We start from the raw sequence: 16372 nt of genomic DNA on the forward strand, positions 1-16372 counted from the left end.
CCTTCAATCACATCGAAAACAAAAAACAAAGGCCGTCTGAAAACCCGTTTGACGGAATGTCGGGTTTTCAGACGGCCTTTTGATATTTAACGGCTGCCGTTTAATTTTTCGGGCGGCTGTCGAGGATGTTGATGACTTTGCGCGGTTTGGTGAGGCTGATGCTGTCTTCGTCTTCCCCGCTGTCGAAACGGGCGGGCAGGGTTTCGCTGTCAAAGGCCAAATCGCCGCCGTGCTTGAGGTTTTGACCGCGTTTCAAGCCGGCGAAATCGAAAAGCTCGGGGTCGGCGAGATGGGAAGGGACGACGTTTTGCAGGGCGGAGAACATGGATTCAATGCGGCCCGGGAAGCGTTTGTCCCAATCGCGCATCATGTCGCCGATGACTTGGCGTTGCAGGTTGGGCTGCGAGCCGCAAAGGTTGCACGGGATGATTGGGAATTGCTTCAGTTCGGCGTATTTAATCAAATCTTTTTCTTTCACATACGCCAGCGGGCGGATGACGATGTGTTCGCCGTTGTCGCTCACCAGCTTGGGCGGCATGGCTTTGAGCTTGCCGCCGTAAAACATATTCAGAAACAAGGTGGCGAGGATGTCGTCGCGGTGGTGTCCCAAGGCGATTTTGGTGCAGCCCAATTCTTTGGCGGTGCGGTAGAGGATGCCGCGGCGCAGGCGGCTGCACAGCGAACAAGTCGTTTTGCCTTCGTCCAATACGCGTTTGACGGTGGAGTAGGTGTCTTCTTCGACGATTTTGTACGGCACGCCTATGCTTTCGAGATAGGTCGGCAGCACTTCTTCGGGGAAGCCCGGCTGTTTTTGGTCAAGATTGACGGCAACCAGTTCGAAATCAATCGGCGCGCTGGCTTGGAGCTGACGCAGGATGTCTAACAGGGCGTAGCTGTCTTTGCCGCCGGAGAGGCAGACCATGATTTTGTCTCCCGGCTCTATCATGTTGAAATCGTTAATCGCGTCGCCGACGGCGTGGCGCAGGCGTTTTTGCAGTTTGTTTGCTTCGTGTTCGTGTTTCGGTTTGTTGGACATTTTTATGTGTTTCGGTTTGTTTTCGGTTGGGGCGCGATTATAGCGGAAACACCCCGTTTTGAGGCCGTCTGAAAAGGATGCGGCACCCATCGGACGGGAGGGCGGCTTTCAGACGGCCTTTTGCGGTACAATGCGGCCTTTATTTTTTCCGGAAACCGCAAACAAACGATGATTTCTTTAGAAACATGGATAGGCCTGCGCTATTTGCGGGCGAAAAAACGCAGCGGCTTTATGTCGTTTATCGGCATTATCTCCATCATCGGCATCGCCATCGGCGTGATGGCGCTGATTGTGGTCCTGTCGGTGGTGAACGGCTTTCAGAAAGACGTGCGCAGCCAATTGTTCAGCGTCGCGCCGCATGCCGAAATCGGCTTTTACGATACGGAAAACGGCGGCAGCTGGCAGGATTTGCGCAAAATGGTGGCGGGCAATAAGGACGTTCTCGGCTCCGCCCCCTATATCGCCGATCAGGCGCTTTTGGCCAACAACGGCGTGGTGCGCGGCGTGCAGGTACGCGGCATAGACCCGCAAGAAGAGAAGCAGGTCGTCGATTATTGGAAGAAAATGACGGCCGGTAAATTTGAAGATTTGAAACCGGGCGAGTTCGACATCATCCTCGGCCAGGAATTGGCCAACGAACTGGGTGCGGAAGTGGGCGGCAAGGTAACGGTGATTACGCCCGAAGGCAACGTTACGCCCGCCGGCGTGGTGCCGAGGCTGAAGCAGTTCAACGTAGTGGGCGTGGTGAAGACCGGTCTCTACGAATTGGACAATACGCTGACGCTGACCCATATCGAAGACGCACGGACGCTCTACCGCTTTGAAGGCGGTTTTGCCGGCCTGCGCCTGAAACTGGCCGATCCGCAAAACGCACCGGCCATCGTGCCCAAGCTCCTGCCGGCCGATGCGGCCGACCGCGTGTGGGCGCGCGATTGGACGTTCAGCAACCAATCGTATTTCAATGCCGTGGAATTGGAAAAGAAAATGCTGTTTGTCGTGATGTTCTTCATCAGCCTGGTGGCGTCAATCAACCTGATTTCCACCCTGATTATGACCGTTACCGAAAAACAGTCGGCAATCGCTATTTTACGCACGCAGGGTATGCCGCCTTCGGGCATCATGAAGATATTCTTCGTTCAAGGCACGCTGCTGGGTTTAATCGGCACGGCCATCGGCACCGTGCTCGGCCTGTTGCTGGCGGTGAATATCGGCGACATTCTGAAATGGGTGGAAAACCTGCAGGGGCGCAAGTTAATCGAATCAAAAGTATATTTCCTCGACTATCTGCCCTCGCACGTCCTTTGGAGCGACGTGGCGGCGGTCGTCGCCATTTCCCTCGGCCTGTCGCTGCTGGTAACGCTTTATCCGAGCTGGCGTGCGGCGCGAACCGAACCTGCGGAGGCTTTGCGTTATGAGTAACACCATATTGGCTTGCGAGGCCGTCTGTAAAAATTATTACGACGGCCAACTGAATGTGCAGGTGTTGGACAACCTGACCCTGCAGGTAGACAAAGGCCAAAGCATAGGCATCGTCGGCGCGTCGGGCAGCGGAAAATCTACCCTGCTGCACATCTTGGGCGGGCTGGACAAACCGACTTCCGGCCGTGTTTCCCTGATGGGGCAGGACTTGTCCCAGTTGAGCCAGAAGCAATTGAGCGGGCTGAGAAACCAATATCTCGGCTTCGTTTATCAGTTCCACCACCTGCTGCCTGAATTTTCCGCCTTGGAAAACGTGATGATGCCCCTCCTGATCGGCAAACGCCCGAAAGAACAGGCGCGGGAACGGGCATTGCTGATGCTGGAAAAAGTCGGCCTGAAAGACCGCGTACTGCACCGGCCGGGCGAACTTTCGGGCGGCGAACGCCAACGCGCCGCCATCGCCCGCGCGCTGGTTACCGACCCGGCCTGCCTGCTGGCCGACGAGCCGACCGGTAACCTAGACCGCAAAAACGCCCTCAACATCCTCGACATGATGATGGAACTGAAGCAGGAACTCGGCACCGCGCTGGTGGTGGTCACCCACGACGACGAAATGGCCGCCCGTTTCGACCGCGTATTGAACATGACCGACGGCGCGCTGTCGGCTTAAACCGAAGGCATCAGGCCGTCTGAAAACGCATTTCCCGTCCGGCAATCCGTTTTCAGACGGCCTCAATGCTTGAAACACCCGCTGAAGAGGCGCAAAATGCGTTCTTTACCGAACTTCACATTGGAAGAGGATCATGAACGGAGAACTCCATCCCGAAACCCTGGCCATCCGGGGCGCGAAAGAACAAACCAACTACAATGAACACAACCAGGCACTGTTTATCACCAGCAGCTTCATGTTTGACAGCGCGGCCGACGGAGCAGCACTCTTCAAAGGCGAGAAGGCCGGCTTTACCTACAGCCGCACCGCCAATCCCACCACCGCCGCCTTCGCCAAACGCATCGCCATTTTGGAAGGCGGCGAGGCGGCCGTGGCCACCTCCACCGGCATGGCCGCCATCAACGCCGCCCTGCTGACCTTCCTCAGCGCGGGCGACCACCTGATTTGCAGCCGCAGCCTGTTCGGCACCACCATGGGCCTGCTGAACAACCACATCGCCCGCTTCGGCATCGAAATCAGCTTCGTTTCGCAAACCGATTTGGACGAATGGCGCGCCGCCGTACGCCCGAACACCAAAATGCTGTTCCTCGAAACCCCGTCCAACCCGCTCAACGAAGTGGCCGATTTGGAACAGCTGGCCGACATCGCCCATCAGGCGGGCGCGCTGCTGGTGGTTGACAACAGCTTCCTGACCCCGATTTTGCAGCAGCCGCTGAAATTCGGCGCAGACTTGTCGGTACACTCCGCCACCAAGGCGATAGACGGGCAGGGCAGGGTGCAGGGCGGCGTGGTGGTCGGACGCACCGAACTGATGCAGCAGGTACAGGTTTACATGAACGCCTGCGGCATGTCGATGGCACCGTTTCATGCCTGGGTGCTGCTCAGCGGCGTGGAAACCCTGCCGCTGCGTATCGCGCAGCAATGTGCCAATGCCGAAAAAATCGCCGAATGGCTGCGGCGGCAGCCGCAAATCGAGCGCGTTTACCATTCCGGCTTCGCCGACCACCCGCAGGCCGAATTGGTGAAAAAACAGCAGTCCGGAGGCGGCATCGTCTTGGCGTTTGAAGTCCGGGGCGGGCAGGAAGCCGCATGGAAACTGCTCGACAGCGTTAAAATCTTCTCCAAAACCGCCAACCTGGGCGACGTGCGCTCCACCATCACGCACCCGTGGACGACCACACACGGCAAAATGCAGCCCGAAGCGAAATACGCCGCGGGCATCCGCGAAGGCCTGCTGCGCATCTCCGTCGGTCTGGAACACGCCGACGACCTGATTGCCGATTTGGCACAGGCAATGGCATCATAAACCGCTTTCAGACGGCCTTCGGCAAATGGAGGCCGTCTGAAAAACAAACGGACGGCAAACTGGAAAGACGGCTTCCCGCCTGCCCGGTACAGCGGCAAACACACAACATCAAAAAAGGAAAAAACACACATGACTGAAGCGCAATTCTCCGCCTGGGCCATGAAAATCGGCCTCACCGTACTCGTCATCTTCATCGGCTTCATCGTTTACGACCTCGGCAAAAAATCGAATGCGGGCAAGTTCGGCATGTTCATCCTGTTCTTCGTACTCGGGCTGGGCGTATTCGGTTTCCTGTTCAAAGAGCTGTTAATCGGCTTTTTGATGAAAAAATAATTTTCAGACGGCCTGAGGAATACCGCCCATGCTGCCCTACCTGTTCAAACGCCTGCTTTTGCTGATTCCGACCCTGCTCGGCATACTCGCGCTCACCTTCCTGATTATCCAATTCGTGCCCGGCGGGCCGGTGGAACAGCTGATGGCGGAACTTTCCGGCAGCGGTGCGGCGGCGGAAGCGGCATCGGGCGGCGGCAGCATGGCGGGCCGCACGCGCCTGAATGCCGACGACATCGCCGCCCTCAACGCCCTCTACGGTTTCGACAAACCGCCGCTGACCCGCTTCGGCGAAATGCTGGCGCGTTTTGCCCGCTTCGACCTCGGCAACAGCTTCTTCCACCACGAAACCGTGGCCGAACTCATCCGCCAAAAGCTGCCCGTTTCCATGAGCCTCGGCCTGTGGACCTTCTTCCTCACCTACCTCATCTGCATCCCGTTGGGCATCATGAAAGCCGTGCGCGACGGCAGCCGTTTCGATACCCTGACCGGCCTCGTCATCCTCGTCGGCTACACCATCCCGCCCTTCGTGCTCGGCCTGTTGCTGCTGGTGTTGTTCGGCGGCGGCAGCTTCTTCGCCTGGTTTCCGCAAGGCGGACTGACGGGCGACAACTGGGAGCAACTCTCCACTGCGGGAAAAATCGCCGATTACCTTTGGCACATCGCCCTGCCCGTTACCGCCTCCGTTGCCGGCAGCCTGGCCGTTACCACCGTTTTGACCAAAAACGTCTTCCTCGAAGAAATCCGCCGCCAATACGTCTATACCGCCCGCGCCAAAGGCCTGCCCGAACGGAAAATCCTGTTCAAACACATCTTCCGCAACGCCATGATTCCGCTGATTACCGGTTTTCCGGCCGCCTTCATCGGTGCGTTTTTCACCGGCAGCCTGCTGATTGAAACCCTGTTTTCCCTCGACGGGCTCGGACTGTTGTCCTACGAAGCGGTACTCAAACGCGACTACCCGGTCGTGATGGGCACGCTCTACGTCTTTACCCTGATGGGCCTGACCGCCCGCCTGTTGACCGATTTGTCCTACGCCTGGGCCGATCCGCGCATCCATTTCGGCAGCGGCCGCTGAATCTGCATTCAGGCCGTCTGAAAGCCGGTTTTCAGACGGCCTCCATCCTATCCCGAAGCCCCGAAACACCGCATTTCGCTATATAATGCCGCCTTTTCCCGAACGGCGGACACATGAAAACCGTAGAAAAAAACATATTGGTGGCACACAGCGCGCAGCAAATGTTCGAGCTGGTGGACAAAGTCGAAGACTACCCCGAATTTTTGCCATGGTACGGCAAGACCGAAGTCATCTCGCGCGAAGGCGACGAACTCAAAGCCCGCCTGTATATGGACTATAAAGGCGTAAAGCAGTCCTTCGCCACCCACAACCGCAACATCCCCGGCCGCGAAATCCGCATGGAACTGCTGGAAGGGCCGTTCAAAACCCTGCGCGGACGGTGGCATTTCATCGATTTGGGCGGCGACTGCTGCAAAATCGAATTCCGCCTCGAATATGATTTTGCCAACCCCATGCTTTCCGCCCTGATCAGCCCCGTTTTCAGCCACTTGGCCGGCCGGCTGGTGGAATCCTTCATCGCCGAAGCGGACAAACGCTATGATTGACATCGAAGTCGCCTACGGCACGGATAAAAAACAGTTTTTGCAGCAACTGGCCGTCGAGGAAGGCACAACCGCCCGCGAAGCCGTTTTGCAAAGCGGCCTGTCCGCCGCCTTTCCCGAAGCCGATTTGCACGCGCCGCTGGGGATTTTCGGCAAACAGGTCGCCGACGATACCGTTTTGCGGCAACACGACAGGGTGGAACTCTACCGCCCGCTGCTGATTGACCCCAAAGAAGCCCGCCGCCGCCGCGTGTCCGACGGCGGCCGCAACAAAATCAAACGATAACCCGGAATATGAGCATCAAACTAATCGTCGGCCTGGGCAACCCGGGCACAGAATACGAACACACCCGCCACAACGCGGGCTTTTGGTTTTTAGACGAACTCGCCCGGCAGTGGAAGGCCGTGTGGAAGCACGAAAAAAAATACTTCGGCCACACCGCACGCGTCAGCCGCCCCGAAGGCGAAGTCTGGCTTTTGAAACCCGACACCTACATGAACCTCTCCGGCAAAGCTGTCGCCGCTTTGGCGCAGTTTTATAAAATCCGGCCGGAGGAAATCCTCGTCGCCCACGACGAACTCGACATTCCCTGCGGCCAAATCCGCTTCAAGCTCGGCGGCGGCAACGGCGGGCACAACGGTTTGAAAGACATACAGGCCAAATTCGGCACGCCGGACTTCTACCGCCTGCGCCTCGGCATCGGCCACCCCGGCGACCGCAATCTGGTGGTCGGCTATGTGTTGAACAAGCCGAGTGCCGAAGACCGCGCCCTGATAGACAAGGCAATCGAAAAATCGCTGCAAGGCCTGCCGCTGATTATGGCGGGCGACCGCGAAGCCGCCACCCGTTTCCTGCATGCGAAATAACAGGGAGGCCGTCTGAAAAACAGTTTCAGACGGCCTCTGTTTTGTACGGCGCGATGATTATTCGTTGATGGCCGATTCACTTGTATTGACGATACGGAATCTGCCGTTAGTCGTCATTCCCGCGCAGGCGGGAACCCGGGTATGTCCGAACAGAAGTTTGTCGGACAAAAAAGGTGTTCGATTGAGTTGCCCTGGATGCCCGCGCAGTTTGCGTAAGCTAATGCCGATAATGGGTTGGCACCCTCTCTATTCCCTGTATGCCGAATAACTTGAAGGCCGTCTGAAAAACAGTTTCAGACGGCCTCTATTTTGTACGGTAGGGCTTGGATGCGCCATCGGGCATATTGCGTTTTCATACGGCGTTCGACCATAACGGGGCGTTCAAGGTAAACGGCGTATCGGCGTAATCGTTCAGGCCTTCGAACTCAAACAGGTATTCCCCTTTCACCATCAGGGTCAGCGCGGTGCGGTTGCGGTTGGGGAGGAAGGACAGGCTTCGGATGATAACGGGATGGTGTTTGCCGTCCAAATACAGGCTGCCGTCCAAAGAGCATTCGGGCTCGGGCGCGCCTTCGTCGGCAAAACCGTTTTCAATTTCGCCGAAGGTGCGTTGCAGGCCGGCCAAGTCGCGCGGATAGGGCGAGGGCAGCACGTTGTATAAATCGATGTTCAGGGAAGTTTCGGTAGTTTCACCGTCCCAAACGAATGGGCGGAAGCAGATGCAGAGGCTCAAATGGCCTTCTGCGGCCGATAAAAAGGCATTTGAGGGGCTGAGGCGTTTGACGGGGAAAAGATTGCGGTTTGCCATGATTGATTGTGTCGTGTGCGGATTGTCTGGAGGAGGCGGCATGGCGGTGCCGCCTGTTTGCACGGTGTTTCGGCCGTTTATTCCAGCCACTTCACGATTTCGTCAATCGGCTTGCGGCTGCGCGGTGAGATATCGCGTGCGCGGTAGCCGAAGGTAACCATCACCGACACGCCCCATTCCTGCGGGTCGAATGCGCCGGCTTCGGCCAAAATGCGGTTCACTTCTTCATAATCGAAACCCTCTATCGGGCAGGAGTCGATGCCGATTATTGCCGCACCGCTCATCATGTTGCCCAAGGCGATGTAGGTCTGCTTGCAGCACCAGTCGAAAAGCGCGCGCTCGTCATCGGCGGTTTTCATGTCGTGCTTTTGGAATTTTTCGTAAACCGCCAAAGCACGCTGCATCCCTTCTTCGTCCAAGCCGCGCTTTTCCAGGCCCGCACGCAGGAAGGCGGAATCCCAGCGGGCGTTTTTCTTCGCCAGTATCACCACCAAATGGCTGCAGTCGTCCACTTGCGAGGCCATGCCCCAGCTTACCGGTTTCAGACGGCCTCTCAGCTCGGCGTTCTGCACCACCAAAAACTGCCACGGTTCCGAACCGATGGAGCTGGGCGAGAGCCGTGCCAATTCCAGAATATAGGCAAAATCGTCCGGTGAGATTTTTTTGGACGGGTCGTAGGCACGGGTGGCACGGCGGTGGCGGAACGCGTCCAAAACCTGCTGTTTGTCGATATTAAACATCTTCGTTTCCTTATTCGGTTGGATAGTGGGGGGATTATAACGCGAACCCTGCAAAGCAGGCCGTCTGAAACTGTTTTTCAGACGGCCTTTGTGCTATCCTGCCGCGTTATGGCTGCCCGAATATTGCCAATCATGCGGCAGGCCGTCTGAAAGAAAAAAACAAACCCAAAGGAACGCAAAATGACCGTAATCAAACAGGAAGACTTTATCCAAAGCATCGCCGATGCCTTCCAATTCATCAGCTACTACCATCCCGTCGATTACATCAAAGCCCTGGGCAAGGCTTGGGAGAAAGAAGAGAATCCTGCCGCCAAAGACGCGATGACGCAGATTCTGGTAAACAGCCGCATGTGCGCCGAGGGCCACCGCCCCATCTGCCAAGACACAGGCATCGCCACCGTCTTTTTGAAGGTCGGCATGAACGTACAATGGGACGCGCAAATGAGCGTTCAAGAAATGGTAAACGAGGGCGTGCGCCGTGCCTATACCAATCCCGACAACAAACTGCGCGCATCCGTTTTGGCCGATCCGGCCGGCAAACGCCAAAACACCAAAGACAACACCCCCGCCGTCGTCCACATGGAAATCGTGGCGGGCGACAAAATCGAAGTAACCTGCGCGGCCAAAGGCGGCGGTTCGGAAAACAAATCCAAAATGGCCATGCTCAACCCGTCCGACAGCATCGTTGATTGGGTCTTGAAAACCGTGCCGACCATGGGTGCGGGCTGGTGTCCGCCGGGCATTTTGGGTATCGGCATCGGCGGCACGCCCGAAAAAGCCGCCCTGTTGGCCAAAGAATCCCTGATGAGCCACATCGACATCCACGAATTGCAGGAAAAAGCCGCATCTGGCGCTGAACTCTCCACCGTCGAAGCCCTGCGCCTGGAACTCTTTGAAAAAGTAAACGCCTTGGGCATAGGCGCGCAAGGCTTGGGCGGCCTGACCACCGTGCTGGACGTGAAAATCCTGGATTATCCGACCCACGCCGCGTCCAAACCCGTGGCCATGATTCCGAACTGCGCCGCCACCCGCCACGTCGAATTCGAACTGGACGGCAGCGGCCCCGCCGTGCTTACCCCGCCGACCATCGAAGACTGGCCGGACATTACCTACAACCCGAAAAACGGCCGCCGCGTCGATGTGGACAAGCTGACCAAAGAAGAAGTGGCTACATGGAAAATGGGCGACGTGCTGCTCTTGAACGGCAAAATCTACACCGGCCGCGATGCCGCCCACAAACGCATGACCGATATGCTGGACAAAGGCGAAAAACTGCCTGTGGACTTGTCGGGCAAACTGATTTACTACGTCGGCCCGGTCGATCCCGTGCGCGACGAAGTGGTCGGCCCCGCCGGTCCGACCACCGCCACCCGCATGGACAAATTCACCCGTCAGATGCTCGAACAAACCGGCCTTTTGGGTATGATAGGCAAATCCGAACGCGGCGCGGCGGCCTGTCAGGCGATTGCCGACAACAAAGCCGTGTACCTGATGGCGGTCGGCGGTTCGGCCTATCTGGTGGCCAAAGCCATCAAGCAGGCCAAAGTCGTCGCCTTCGCCGATTTGGGCATGGAAGCGATTTACGAGTTTGAAGTGAAAGACATGCCGGTAACGGTGGCGGTAGATGCGGCAGGACAATCCGTCCATGCCGTCGCGCCGAAACAATGGCAGGCCAAAATCGGCATCATTCCGGTAGAAGCCTAAACGGCAACAAACCAATCAGGCCGTCTGAAAACCGACAACAAAGTTTTCAGACGGCCTGATTGATATGGGTGGATTGAAAGATAAGGATTGTTCCGGCTGATTCAGGCATCAATTAAATGTCAAAAAACCGGAACGGTATTGTACCGTTCCGGTTTTTAATGAGGCGCACAAATTATTTACGCAGACCCAGACGGGTAATCAGTTCGCGGTAGGTGTCGGGTTTGGTGCGGCGCAGGTAGCCTAACAGGCGGCGGCGTGCGCTGACCATTTTCAACAGGCCGCGACGGCTGTGGTGGTCTTTAGGGTTGGCTTTGAAGTGCGGGGTCAGGTCGTTGATGCGGAAGGTCAGCAGTGCTACCTGTACTTCAGACGAACCGGTATCGCCTTCTTTGCGTTGGAAATCTTTAACGATTTGTGCTTTTTGTTCTACGGACAGTGCCATAATTGAAAAACTCCAAAAAATAAAGCCTTGCGGCAGACAAGTTTGCCTAGCCTGAACCGGGCAAACTCCGAATCCGTCCTTCTGGGCAGGCCGAACGGACGAGGCGACATTATGCCATAAGCTTCCGGCGTGCGCACGTTTTTTTAGGGCATTGTACGCGGAACCGTATCGGTGTCGGTTTTCAGACGGCCTGCGGGTTTTGCCGGGCCGGGCCGGGTTGGGTTAAGCCTGTTTGGTATCCATCAGGCGAAGGGCTTTCAGACGGCCTATTTCCTCCTGATAGTGCGCCAGTCCGATGAAGCGGCCGTTTTTGTTGTAGATGCGGAAGGGTTTGTCGTTCGGGAGGCCGTCTGAAAACTGGGGACGCTGGCCGTGCTGCAACATTTCGACGGCGCGGTCGTTCAGTTCGATTTTGGGGAGGTGCCGCACTAAAACGTCGCAAGGCAGGAGCAGGGCGTCGCGTTCGGCTTCGTTTAATTCTGCCAAGGCTTTGAGCGTGTGGCTTTCGCGGATGGTGAAACCGGCGGTTTCGGTGCGGCGCAGGGCGGTCAGGTGGGCGAATGTGCCGATGTGTTTGGCGATGTCTTCGCTGAGGGTGCGGATGTAGGTGCCTTTGCTGCAACGTACGTCGATGACGGCTTTGGGTGCGTCAAACTCGGTAATATCAATGGCGTAAATGGTGATGTCGCGCGGTTTGCGTTCGATGACGATGCCTTTGCGGGCGTATTCGTACAGCGGTTTGCCTTCGTGTTTGAGGGCGGAAAACATCGGCGGCACTTGGCGGATGTTGCCTGTCAGGGCTTGGCAGGCCGTTTGAAATTCGGCTAAGGAAATATCGGCGCGGGCGGTGGCGATGATTTCGCCTTCGGCATCGCCCGTGCTGCTGGCTTCGCCGAGTTTCAGCGTGGCGGTGTAGGCTTTGTCGGCATCCAGCAGGTATTGGGCGAACTTGGTCGCTTCGCCGAAGCAGACGGGCAAAAGTCCGGTTGCCAAAGGGTCGAGCACGCCGGTATGCCCCGCTTTTTCGGCGTTGTAGAGGCGGCGGGCTTTTTGCAGGGCGGTGTTGCTGGAAAGTCCTTCGGGCTTGTCGAGCAGGAGGACACCGTTGACGGGGCGTCTGGCGGGTTTGGCTGTCATATTCGGTATGAATCCGTTTTGCAGGGGGAGATGTTTGAAAGGCCGTCTGAAAACGGTTTGCAAACTGTATTTTCAGACGGCCTCGGATTGTGCTGTTCAGACGGCCCCTCAGGGTAGGAAACGTTTTGGGGTTTTGCTGTAACAGTCTTTCGAGCCTATGCCTATGCTCCAATAGTAATTGCCTTTCGGCAGCTCGAGGGCGAGGTGTTCGGCTTCGTGCGGAAATTCTTCCATCATTTGCCGGATTTCTTCTTCATGGGTCTCGCGCCAGATGGCCGTATTGATGTTGCAGAAACGGTAGCCATAAGGTGCGTCGCCGGTGATTTTGCCGCCGGCGTTGTGTTCGGCCAATAGGGCGTACAGTTGGTCGGACGGCAGGGCGAACGGGTTGCAGCCGTAGATTTCGACGCTGTTGCCTGTTTGCAGGAAAGGGCCTTCGGGGATGTCGAAAAAATCGATGATGCCGTGGTGGTCGAAATAGATGTGGCAGTCGAGCAGGTCGTAGTAGAGGACGTGGTCGTTTTGCTGCGACGGTTCACCCAAGAGAGTTACAGCATCGTCTTTGTGTTGGCCGAAATTCAGACGGCCTCTGCCTGAAATTTCCAAGCCTTCCAGCGGATGGAGGATTAAATGGGCCATATTAGTCTTCCACCGGTTTTTCCGCCGCCACTTGTTCGATCAGGTGGGAAATGCTCATACCGCGCTCCAAGGATTGGTCGTATTGGAAATGCAGCTCCGGAATGCGGAACAGTTTGATGCGTTTGGATAATTCGCTGCGCAGGAAGCCTTTGGCGTGTTCCAATGCTTCTGCGGTGATGTCGCGGGTTGCGTCGTCCAAAACGGTATAGTAAACGGTGGCGTGGCTGTAGTCGCGGGTAACTTCCACGTCGTTGATAGTAATAAAGCCGGCGCGCGGGTCTTTCAGGCCGCGGCGCACCAGCTCGGCCAATTCGCGCATGATTTGTTCTTTTACACGGTCTTGTCTGGCATAGCCGCGATGGTTTTTGTTCATATGTCCTTCCTTTTTTATGGCATTCGGCGGCACGCGGCCGCTTTCAAATCGGGGCGCATTATAGCCCAATTGCCGTATAATGCCCGCTTTTACCCGACAGGCCGTCTGAAAAAAGAGAAATGAAGATTCTGTTTGCCGTTTTGTATCTGATCCAGTTACTGCCGTTTTCCGCCATCGGGGCAATCGGCCGCATGATCGGTATCTTGAGCTATTATTTGGTTGCCCCGCGCCGCCGCGTCGGGCAAATCAATCTGGCCAAGTGTTTTCCCGAATGGGACGAAAAGCGGCGAACCGCTGTTTTGAAAGAGCATTTCAAACATATGGGCAGGCTGTTGGCCGAGTATGGTCTGTATTGGTATGGAGATGCAGGCCGTCTGAAAAAACTGGTGCGTTATCGGGACAAGCATTTCTTCGACGACGCGCTGGCTGCAGGCGAAAAAGTGATTTTGCTGTACCCGCATTTTACGGCCTTCGAATTGGCCGTATATGCGCTGAACCAAGATGTGCCGCTGATCAGCATGTATTCGCACCAGAAAAATGCGGCACTGGACGAGCAAATCCTGAAAGGCCGCCACCGCTATAATAATGTCTTCCTTATCGGACGTAACGAAGGTTTGCGTGCGATTATCAAGCAGATCAAAGCAAGCAATGCGCCCTTCCTTTATCTGCCTGATCAGGATTTCGGCCGCAAAGACTCGGTATTCGTCCGTTTTTTCGGTATTCAGACGGCTACGATTGCCGGACTGAGCCGTATCGCGGCCTTAACGCGCGCCAAGGTCATTCCCGCCATTCCGACACGTTTGCCCGACGGTACGGTGGAGTTGCGCTTTTACCCGGCCTGGGATGACTTTCCCACGGATAATCCAGAAGCAGACGCGCAGACCATGAATAATTTTATCGAAGCACGGATACGCGAAATGCCGGAACAATACTATTGGTTGCACAAACGCTTCAAAACCAGGCCGGACGGAGAAGCGGAGTTTTATTGACAACGTCCGTTCGGCTACTGCGGGCCGACAAATTCGGGTACAATCACGCCCGTTCTAAAACGAGGATTTGAACGATGTGGGATAAAAAATGGGTAATCGGCAACTGGAAAATGAACGGCCGTCTGCAAAATAACAATGCGCTCGTGCATAAATTGCGCAGCATGCCCGTACAGCAAAAAGTATGTATCGGCATTGCCCCGCCGACAGTGTATTTGTCCCAAGTGCACAACGCCGTGCAAATCGTGTTGAACAATACCATCCACACCTGCGCCCAAGACGTCAGCCGTTTTGCAGGAAACGGAGCTTATACAGGCGAAGTCTCGGCCGAAATGCTGAAAGATGTCGGCGTCGATGTCGTTTTAATCGGCCATTCCGAACGCAGCCTGTATTTCAACGAAAAAAACGATATCCAACGGCACAAAATCGAGAATGTCCTTGCCGTCGGCCTAACGCCATTATTGTGTGTGGGCGAAAGCTTAAAAGAACGTGAAGACGACCGCGAAAAAGAAGCCGTTGCCTATCAGCTTTCCGTTTTGAAAGGTTTGAAAACCGACTGTTTCGCCGTTGCATACGAACCGGTATGGGCTATAGGTACGGGAAAAGTTGCCAATAAAGAACAAATTGCCGATATGCACGCATTTATTTATAGCGAAATATTGTCATTGTGCGGGAACGATGCTAAAATCCGCGTTCTTTACGGTGGTAGTGTCAATCCAGCGAACGCAGCAGATATTTTTGCCGTTCCGCATGTGGATGGTGCTTTGGTTGGAGGAGCTTCTTTAACCTACGAAGCATTTTCCGACATTATCCGGGCAGCAGAGCAAGCTTGAAATTATGGAAGCATTTAAAACACTGATTATGATCGTAAACGGTTTTGCCGGATTAAGCGTCATCCTTTTGGTATTGATGCAGCACGGCAAAGGCGCAGATGCAGGAGCCTCATTTGCCAGCGGTAGCGGTAGCGCACAAGGCGTATTTGGTTCTGCAGGTAACAGTAATTTTCTCAGCCGCAGTACGGCTATTGCAACAGTAATCTTTTTTGCAACTTGTTTGGCATTAACTTATATTTCTACCCATTCTGGCAAAAGCAAGCTGGATTTTGGAAATGTACAACAGACAATGCCTGCACATACCGCTCCATCAAATGCCCCTTCCTCTCCGGCTGGTGGAAATTAAATTAAAAACAACGAATTATGCCGACATGGTGAAATTGGTAGACACGCTATCTTGAGGGGGTAGTGGCCGTAGGCTGTGCGAGTTCAAGTCTCGCTGTCGGCACCATCACAAGAAACCGCTTAGACATCTAAGCGGTTTTTTTCTGTCTTATACCGTCCAATGTCATAAATCAAACCTAATAACCACGGGGCTTACAGGCTGATTGCTATCCTGCTTGCCCCTTTCCGATTGTCTAATCCCGCCCATTGCCATGTAATCGAATCAACCTAAAATTTACGGGATCTCTTGCGGTATCTGAAAAATACCCCGAAAAAATACTGTAAAAATGAAGCTGAATGACCGCCAAATCATGAACCCTAGCCGACCGAAGCAGGGAAGAAAGTCAAACTGTTTGACGGCGGCGGCCTGTATCTCGAAGTTACCTCGCAGGCGGCAAAATCTTCCGCCTAAATACCACATAGTCCATGTGGAGGAAGACCGCATCAGGGCGGCATACCTTAGAACAGACTACATGAACGAACGGCACGAAATAATGCAGTAGTATAGTGACTATTTGTGCGAACGATACCGCCAAGCCCTGAAGCAGATATAAAGCCCATAACCTTTTTGATCTTAACCTTTACTAAAAGGCCGCCCGATTTTTCAGGCGGCTTTTTCTGTTTATCAATATTTGACTTGAAGATTCAATAATATAATTCAGTGCAATACTGTGTAACGCGGCATACGCGATAGAGGAAAGCAGCAATGCAAAATAATCTTGGCGGAAGAATTAACAGGCTGAGACCTTTGCAAAATCCCCCCCAAATCCCCTAAATTCCCACCAAGACATTTAGGGGATTTCTCATGAGCACCTTCTTCCAACAAACCGCACAAGCCATGATTGCCAAACACATCGACCGCTTCCCACTATTGAAGTTGGATCAGGTGATTGATTGGCAACCGATCGAGCAATACCTGAATCGTCAAAGAACCCGTTACCTTAGAGACCACCGCGGCCGTCCCGCCTATTCCCTGTTGTCTATGTTCAAAGCCGTCCTGCTCGGCCAATGGCACAGCCTCTCCGATCCCGAACTCGAACACAGCCTCATCACCCGCATCGATTTCAACCTGTTTTGC

At 55.1% G+C, this 16372-nt stretch carries 20 protein-coding genes and 1 tRNA gene; 14 read left to right on the plus strand and 7 right to left on the minus strand.

Features of this window, described 5'->3' with window-relative positions; all coding sequences use genetic code 11:
* Positions 1 to 100 precede the first annotated feature (100 nt).
* The gene (gene ttcA / locus BM261_RS10125; protein WP_074897939.1) at positions 101 to 1036 is read right to left on the minus strand and encodes a tRNA 2-thiocytidine(32) synthetase TtcA; all 936 of its coding nucleotides are present in this window, start codon (positions 1034 to 1036) and stop codon (positions 101 to 103) included.
* 168 nt (positions 1037 to 1204) lie between these two features.
* Here ttcA and BM261_RS10130 point away from each other — a divergent pair, with 168 nt between their 5' ends.
* From BM261_RS10130 to pth, 8 genes are all read left to right on the plus strand, one after another.
* A complete protein-coding gene (locus BM261_RS10130; protein WP_074897941.1) occupies positions 1205 to 2455 on the plus strand; it encodes a lipoprotein-releasing ABC transporter permease subunit in 1251 nt (416 codons plus the stop codon).
* Positions 2448 to 3125, plus strand: a complete 678-nt coding sequence (gene lolD, locus BM261_RS10135) for a lipoprotein-releasing ABC transporter ATP-binding protein LolD (RefSeq protein WP_074897900.1) — start codon at positions 2448 to 2450, stop codon at positions 3123 to 3125. The genes BM261_RS10130 and lolD overlap by 8 nt, the downstream gene beginning before the upstream one ends.
* A gap of 133 nt (positions 3126 to 3258) precedes the next feature.
* On the plus strand, positions 3259 to 4431 hold the full coding sequence (metZ, locus tag BM261_RS10140) for an O-succinylhomoserine sulfhydrylase (RefSeq protein ID WP_074897902.1): 1173 nt from the start codon (positions 3259 to 3261) through the stop codon (positions 4429 to 4431).
* Positions 4432 to 4560: 129 nt separating this feature from the next.
* Positions 4561 to 4764: a DUF2788 domain-containing protein gene (locus BM261_RS10145; RefSeq protein WP_003775499.1), complete on the plus strand. Its 204-nt coding sequence runs from the start codon at positions 4561 to 4563 to the stop codon at positions 4762 to 4764.
* Positions 4765 to 4792: 28 nt separating this feature from the next.
* On the plus strand, positions 4793 to 5839 hold the full coding sequence (locus tag BM261_RS10150) for an ABC transporter permease subunit (RefSeq protein WP_074897905.1): 1047 nt from the start codon (positions 4793 to 4795) through the stop codon (positions 5837 to 5839).
* Positions 5840 to 5952: 113 nt separating this feature from the next.
* Positions 5953 to 6384, plus strand: coding sequence for a type II toxin-antitoxin system RatA family toxin (locus BM261_RS10155; protein WP_049248782.1), 432 nt, complete (start codon positions 5953 to 5955; stop codon positions 6382 to 6384).
* Positions 6377 to 6667 carry an RnfH family protein gene (locus tag BM261_RS10160; RefSeq protein WP_049248781.1) on the plus strand — a complete coding sequence of 97 codons (291 nt, stop codon included), beginning with the start codon at positions 6377 to 6379 and terminating at the stop codon, positions 6665 to 6667. Before BM261_RS10155 ends, BM261_RS10160 begins: the two co-directional genes overlap by 8 nt.
* Before the next feature lie 8 nt (positions 6668 to 6675).
* Positions 6676 to 7248 carry an aminoacyl-tRNA hydrolase gene (gene pth / locus BM261_RS10165; protein WP_049248780.1) on the plus strand — a complete coding sequence of 191 codons (573 nt, stop codon included), beginning with the start codon at positions 6676 to 6678 and terminating at the stop codon, positions 7246 to 7248.
* Positions 7249 to 7600: 352 nt separating this feature from the next.
* On the opposite strand, the gene BM261_RS12780 is transcribed toward pth, so the two are convergent.
* Together BM261_RS12780 and BM261_RS10175 are read right to left on the minus strand one after the other, a co-directional pair.
* Positions 7601 to 8098, minus strand: a complete 498-nt coding sequence (locus BM261_RS12780; RefSeq protein WP_218149076.1) for a hypothetical protein — start codon at positions 8096 to 8098, stop codon at positions 7601 to 7603.
* 35 nt (positions 8099 to 8133) lie between these two features.
* On the minus strand, positions 8134 to 8796 hold the full coding sequence (locus BM261_RS10175) for an NAD(P)H-dependent oxidoreductase (RefSeq protein WP_074897907.1): 663 nt from the start codon (positions 8794 to 8796) through the stop codon (positions 8134 to 8136).
* 180 nt (positions 8797 to 8976) lie between these two features.
* Here BM261_RS10175 and BM261_RS10180 point away from each other — a divergent pair, with 180 nt between their 5' ends.
* The gene (locus tag BM261_RS10180; RefSeq protein WP_049248778.1) at positions 8977 to 10500 is read left to right on the plus strand and encodes a fumarate hydratase; all 1524 of its coding nucleotides are present in this window, start codon (positions 8977 to 8979) and stop codon (positions 10498 to 10500) included.
* Positions 10501 to 10672: 172 nt separating this feature from the next.
* On the opposite strand, the gene rpsO is transcribed toward BM261_RS10180, so the two are convergent.
* The 4 genes from rpsO to rbfA form a co-directional block, all read right to left on the minus strand.
* Positions 10673 to 10942 (minus strand): 30S ribosomal protein S15, encoded by a 270-nt coding sequence (gene rpsO / locus BM261_RS10185; RefSeq protein ID WP_003775527.1) that lies wholly within the window; start codon positions 10940 to 10942, stop codon positions 10673 to 10675.
* A gap of 222 nt (positions 10943 to 11164) precedes the next feature.
* Positions 11165 to 12079, minus strand: a complete 915-nt coding sequence (truB, locus tag BM261_RS10190) for a tRNA pseudouridine(55) synthase TruB (protein ID WP_074897909.1) — start codon at positions 12077 to 12079, stop codon at positions 11165 to 11167.
* 108 nt (positions 12080 to 12187) lie between these two features.
* Complete coding sequence (locus tag BM261_RS10195; protein WP_074897911.1) at positions 12188 to 12718, minus strand: hypothetical protein; 531 nt, start codon at positions 12716 to 12718, stop codon at positions 12188 to 12190.
* Position 12719: 1 nt separating this feature from the next.
* The gene (gene rbfA, locus BM261_RS10200; RefSeq protein ID WP_003775535.1) at positions 12720 to 13091 is read right to left on the minus strand and encodes a 30S ribosome-binding factor RbfA; all 372 of its coding nucleotides are present in this window, start codon (positions 13089 to 13091) and stop codon (positions 12720 to 12722) included.
* Positions 13092 to 13210: 119 nt separating this feature from the next.
* On the opposite strand from rbfA, the gene BM261_RS10205 reads away from it, so the two are divergent.
* The 5 genes from BM261_RS10205 to BM261_RS10230 all read left to right on the plus strand — a co-directional run.
* Positions 13211 to 14080, plus strand: a complete 870-nt coding sequence (locus tag BM261_RS10205; RefSeq protein WP_074897913.1) for a lipid A biosynthesis lauroyl acyltransferase — start codon at positions 13211 to 13213, stop codon at positions 14078 to 14080.
* A 74-nt stretch (positions 14081 to 14154) separates the two neighbouring features.
* The gene (tpiA, locus tag BM261_RS10210; RefSeq protein ID WP_074897915.1) at positions 14155 to 14910 is read left to right on the plus strand and encodes a triose-phosphate isomerase; all 756 of its coding nucleotides are present in this window, start codon (positions 14155 to 14157) and stop codon (positions 14908 to 14910) included.
* A 4-nt stretch (positions 14911 to 14914) separates the two neighbouring features.
* Positions 14915 to 15256, plus strand: coding sequence for a preprotein translocase subunit SecG (secG, locus tag BM261_RS10215; RefSeq protein ID WP_074897917.1), 342 nt, complete (start codon positions 14915 to 14917; stop codon positions 15254 to 15256).
* A gap of 19 nt (positions 15257 to 15275) precedes the next feature.
* Positions 15276 to 15361: transfer RNA gene (locus BM261_RS10220), tRNA-Leu, on the plus strand.
* Between the two features lie 738 nt (positions 15362 to 16099).
* Positions 16100 to 16372: transposase (locus BM261_RS10230; protein WP_143095775.1), on the plus strand; the 273-nt coding region annotated here is incomplete at its 3' end.

The sequence above is a fragment of the Neisseria elongata subsp. elongata genome (assembly GCF_900113545.1).
GTDB lineage: Bacteria > Pseudomonadota > Gammaproteobacteria > Burkholderiales > Neisseriaceae > Neisseria > Neisseria elongata.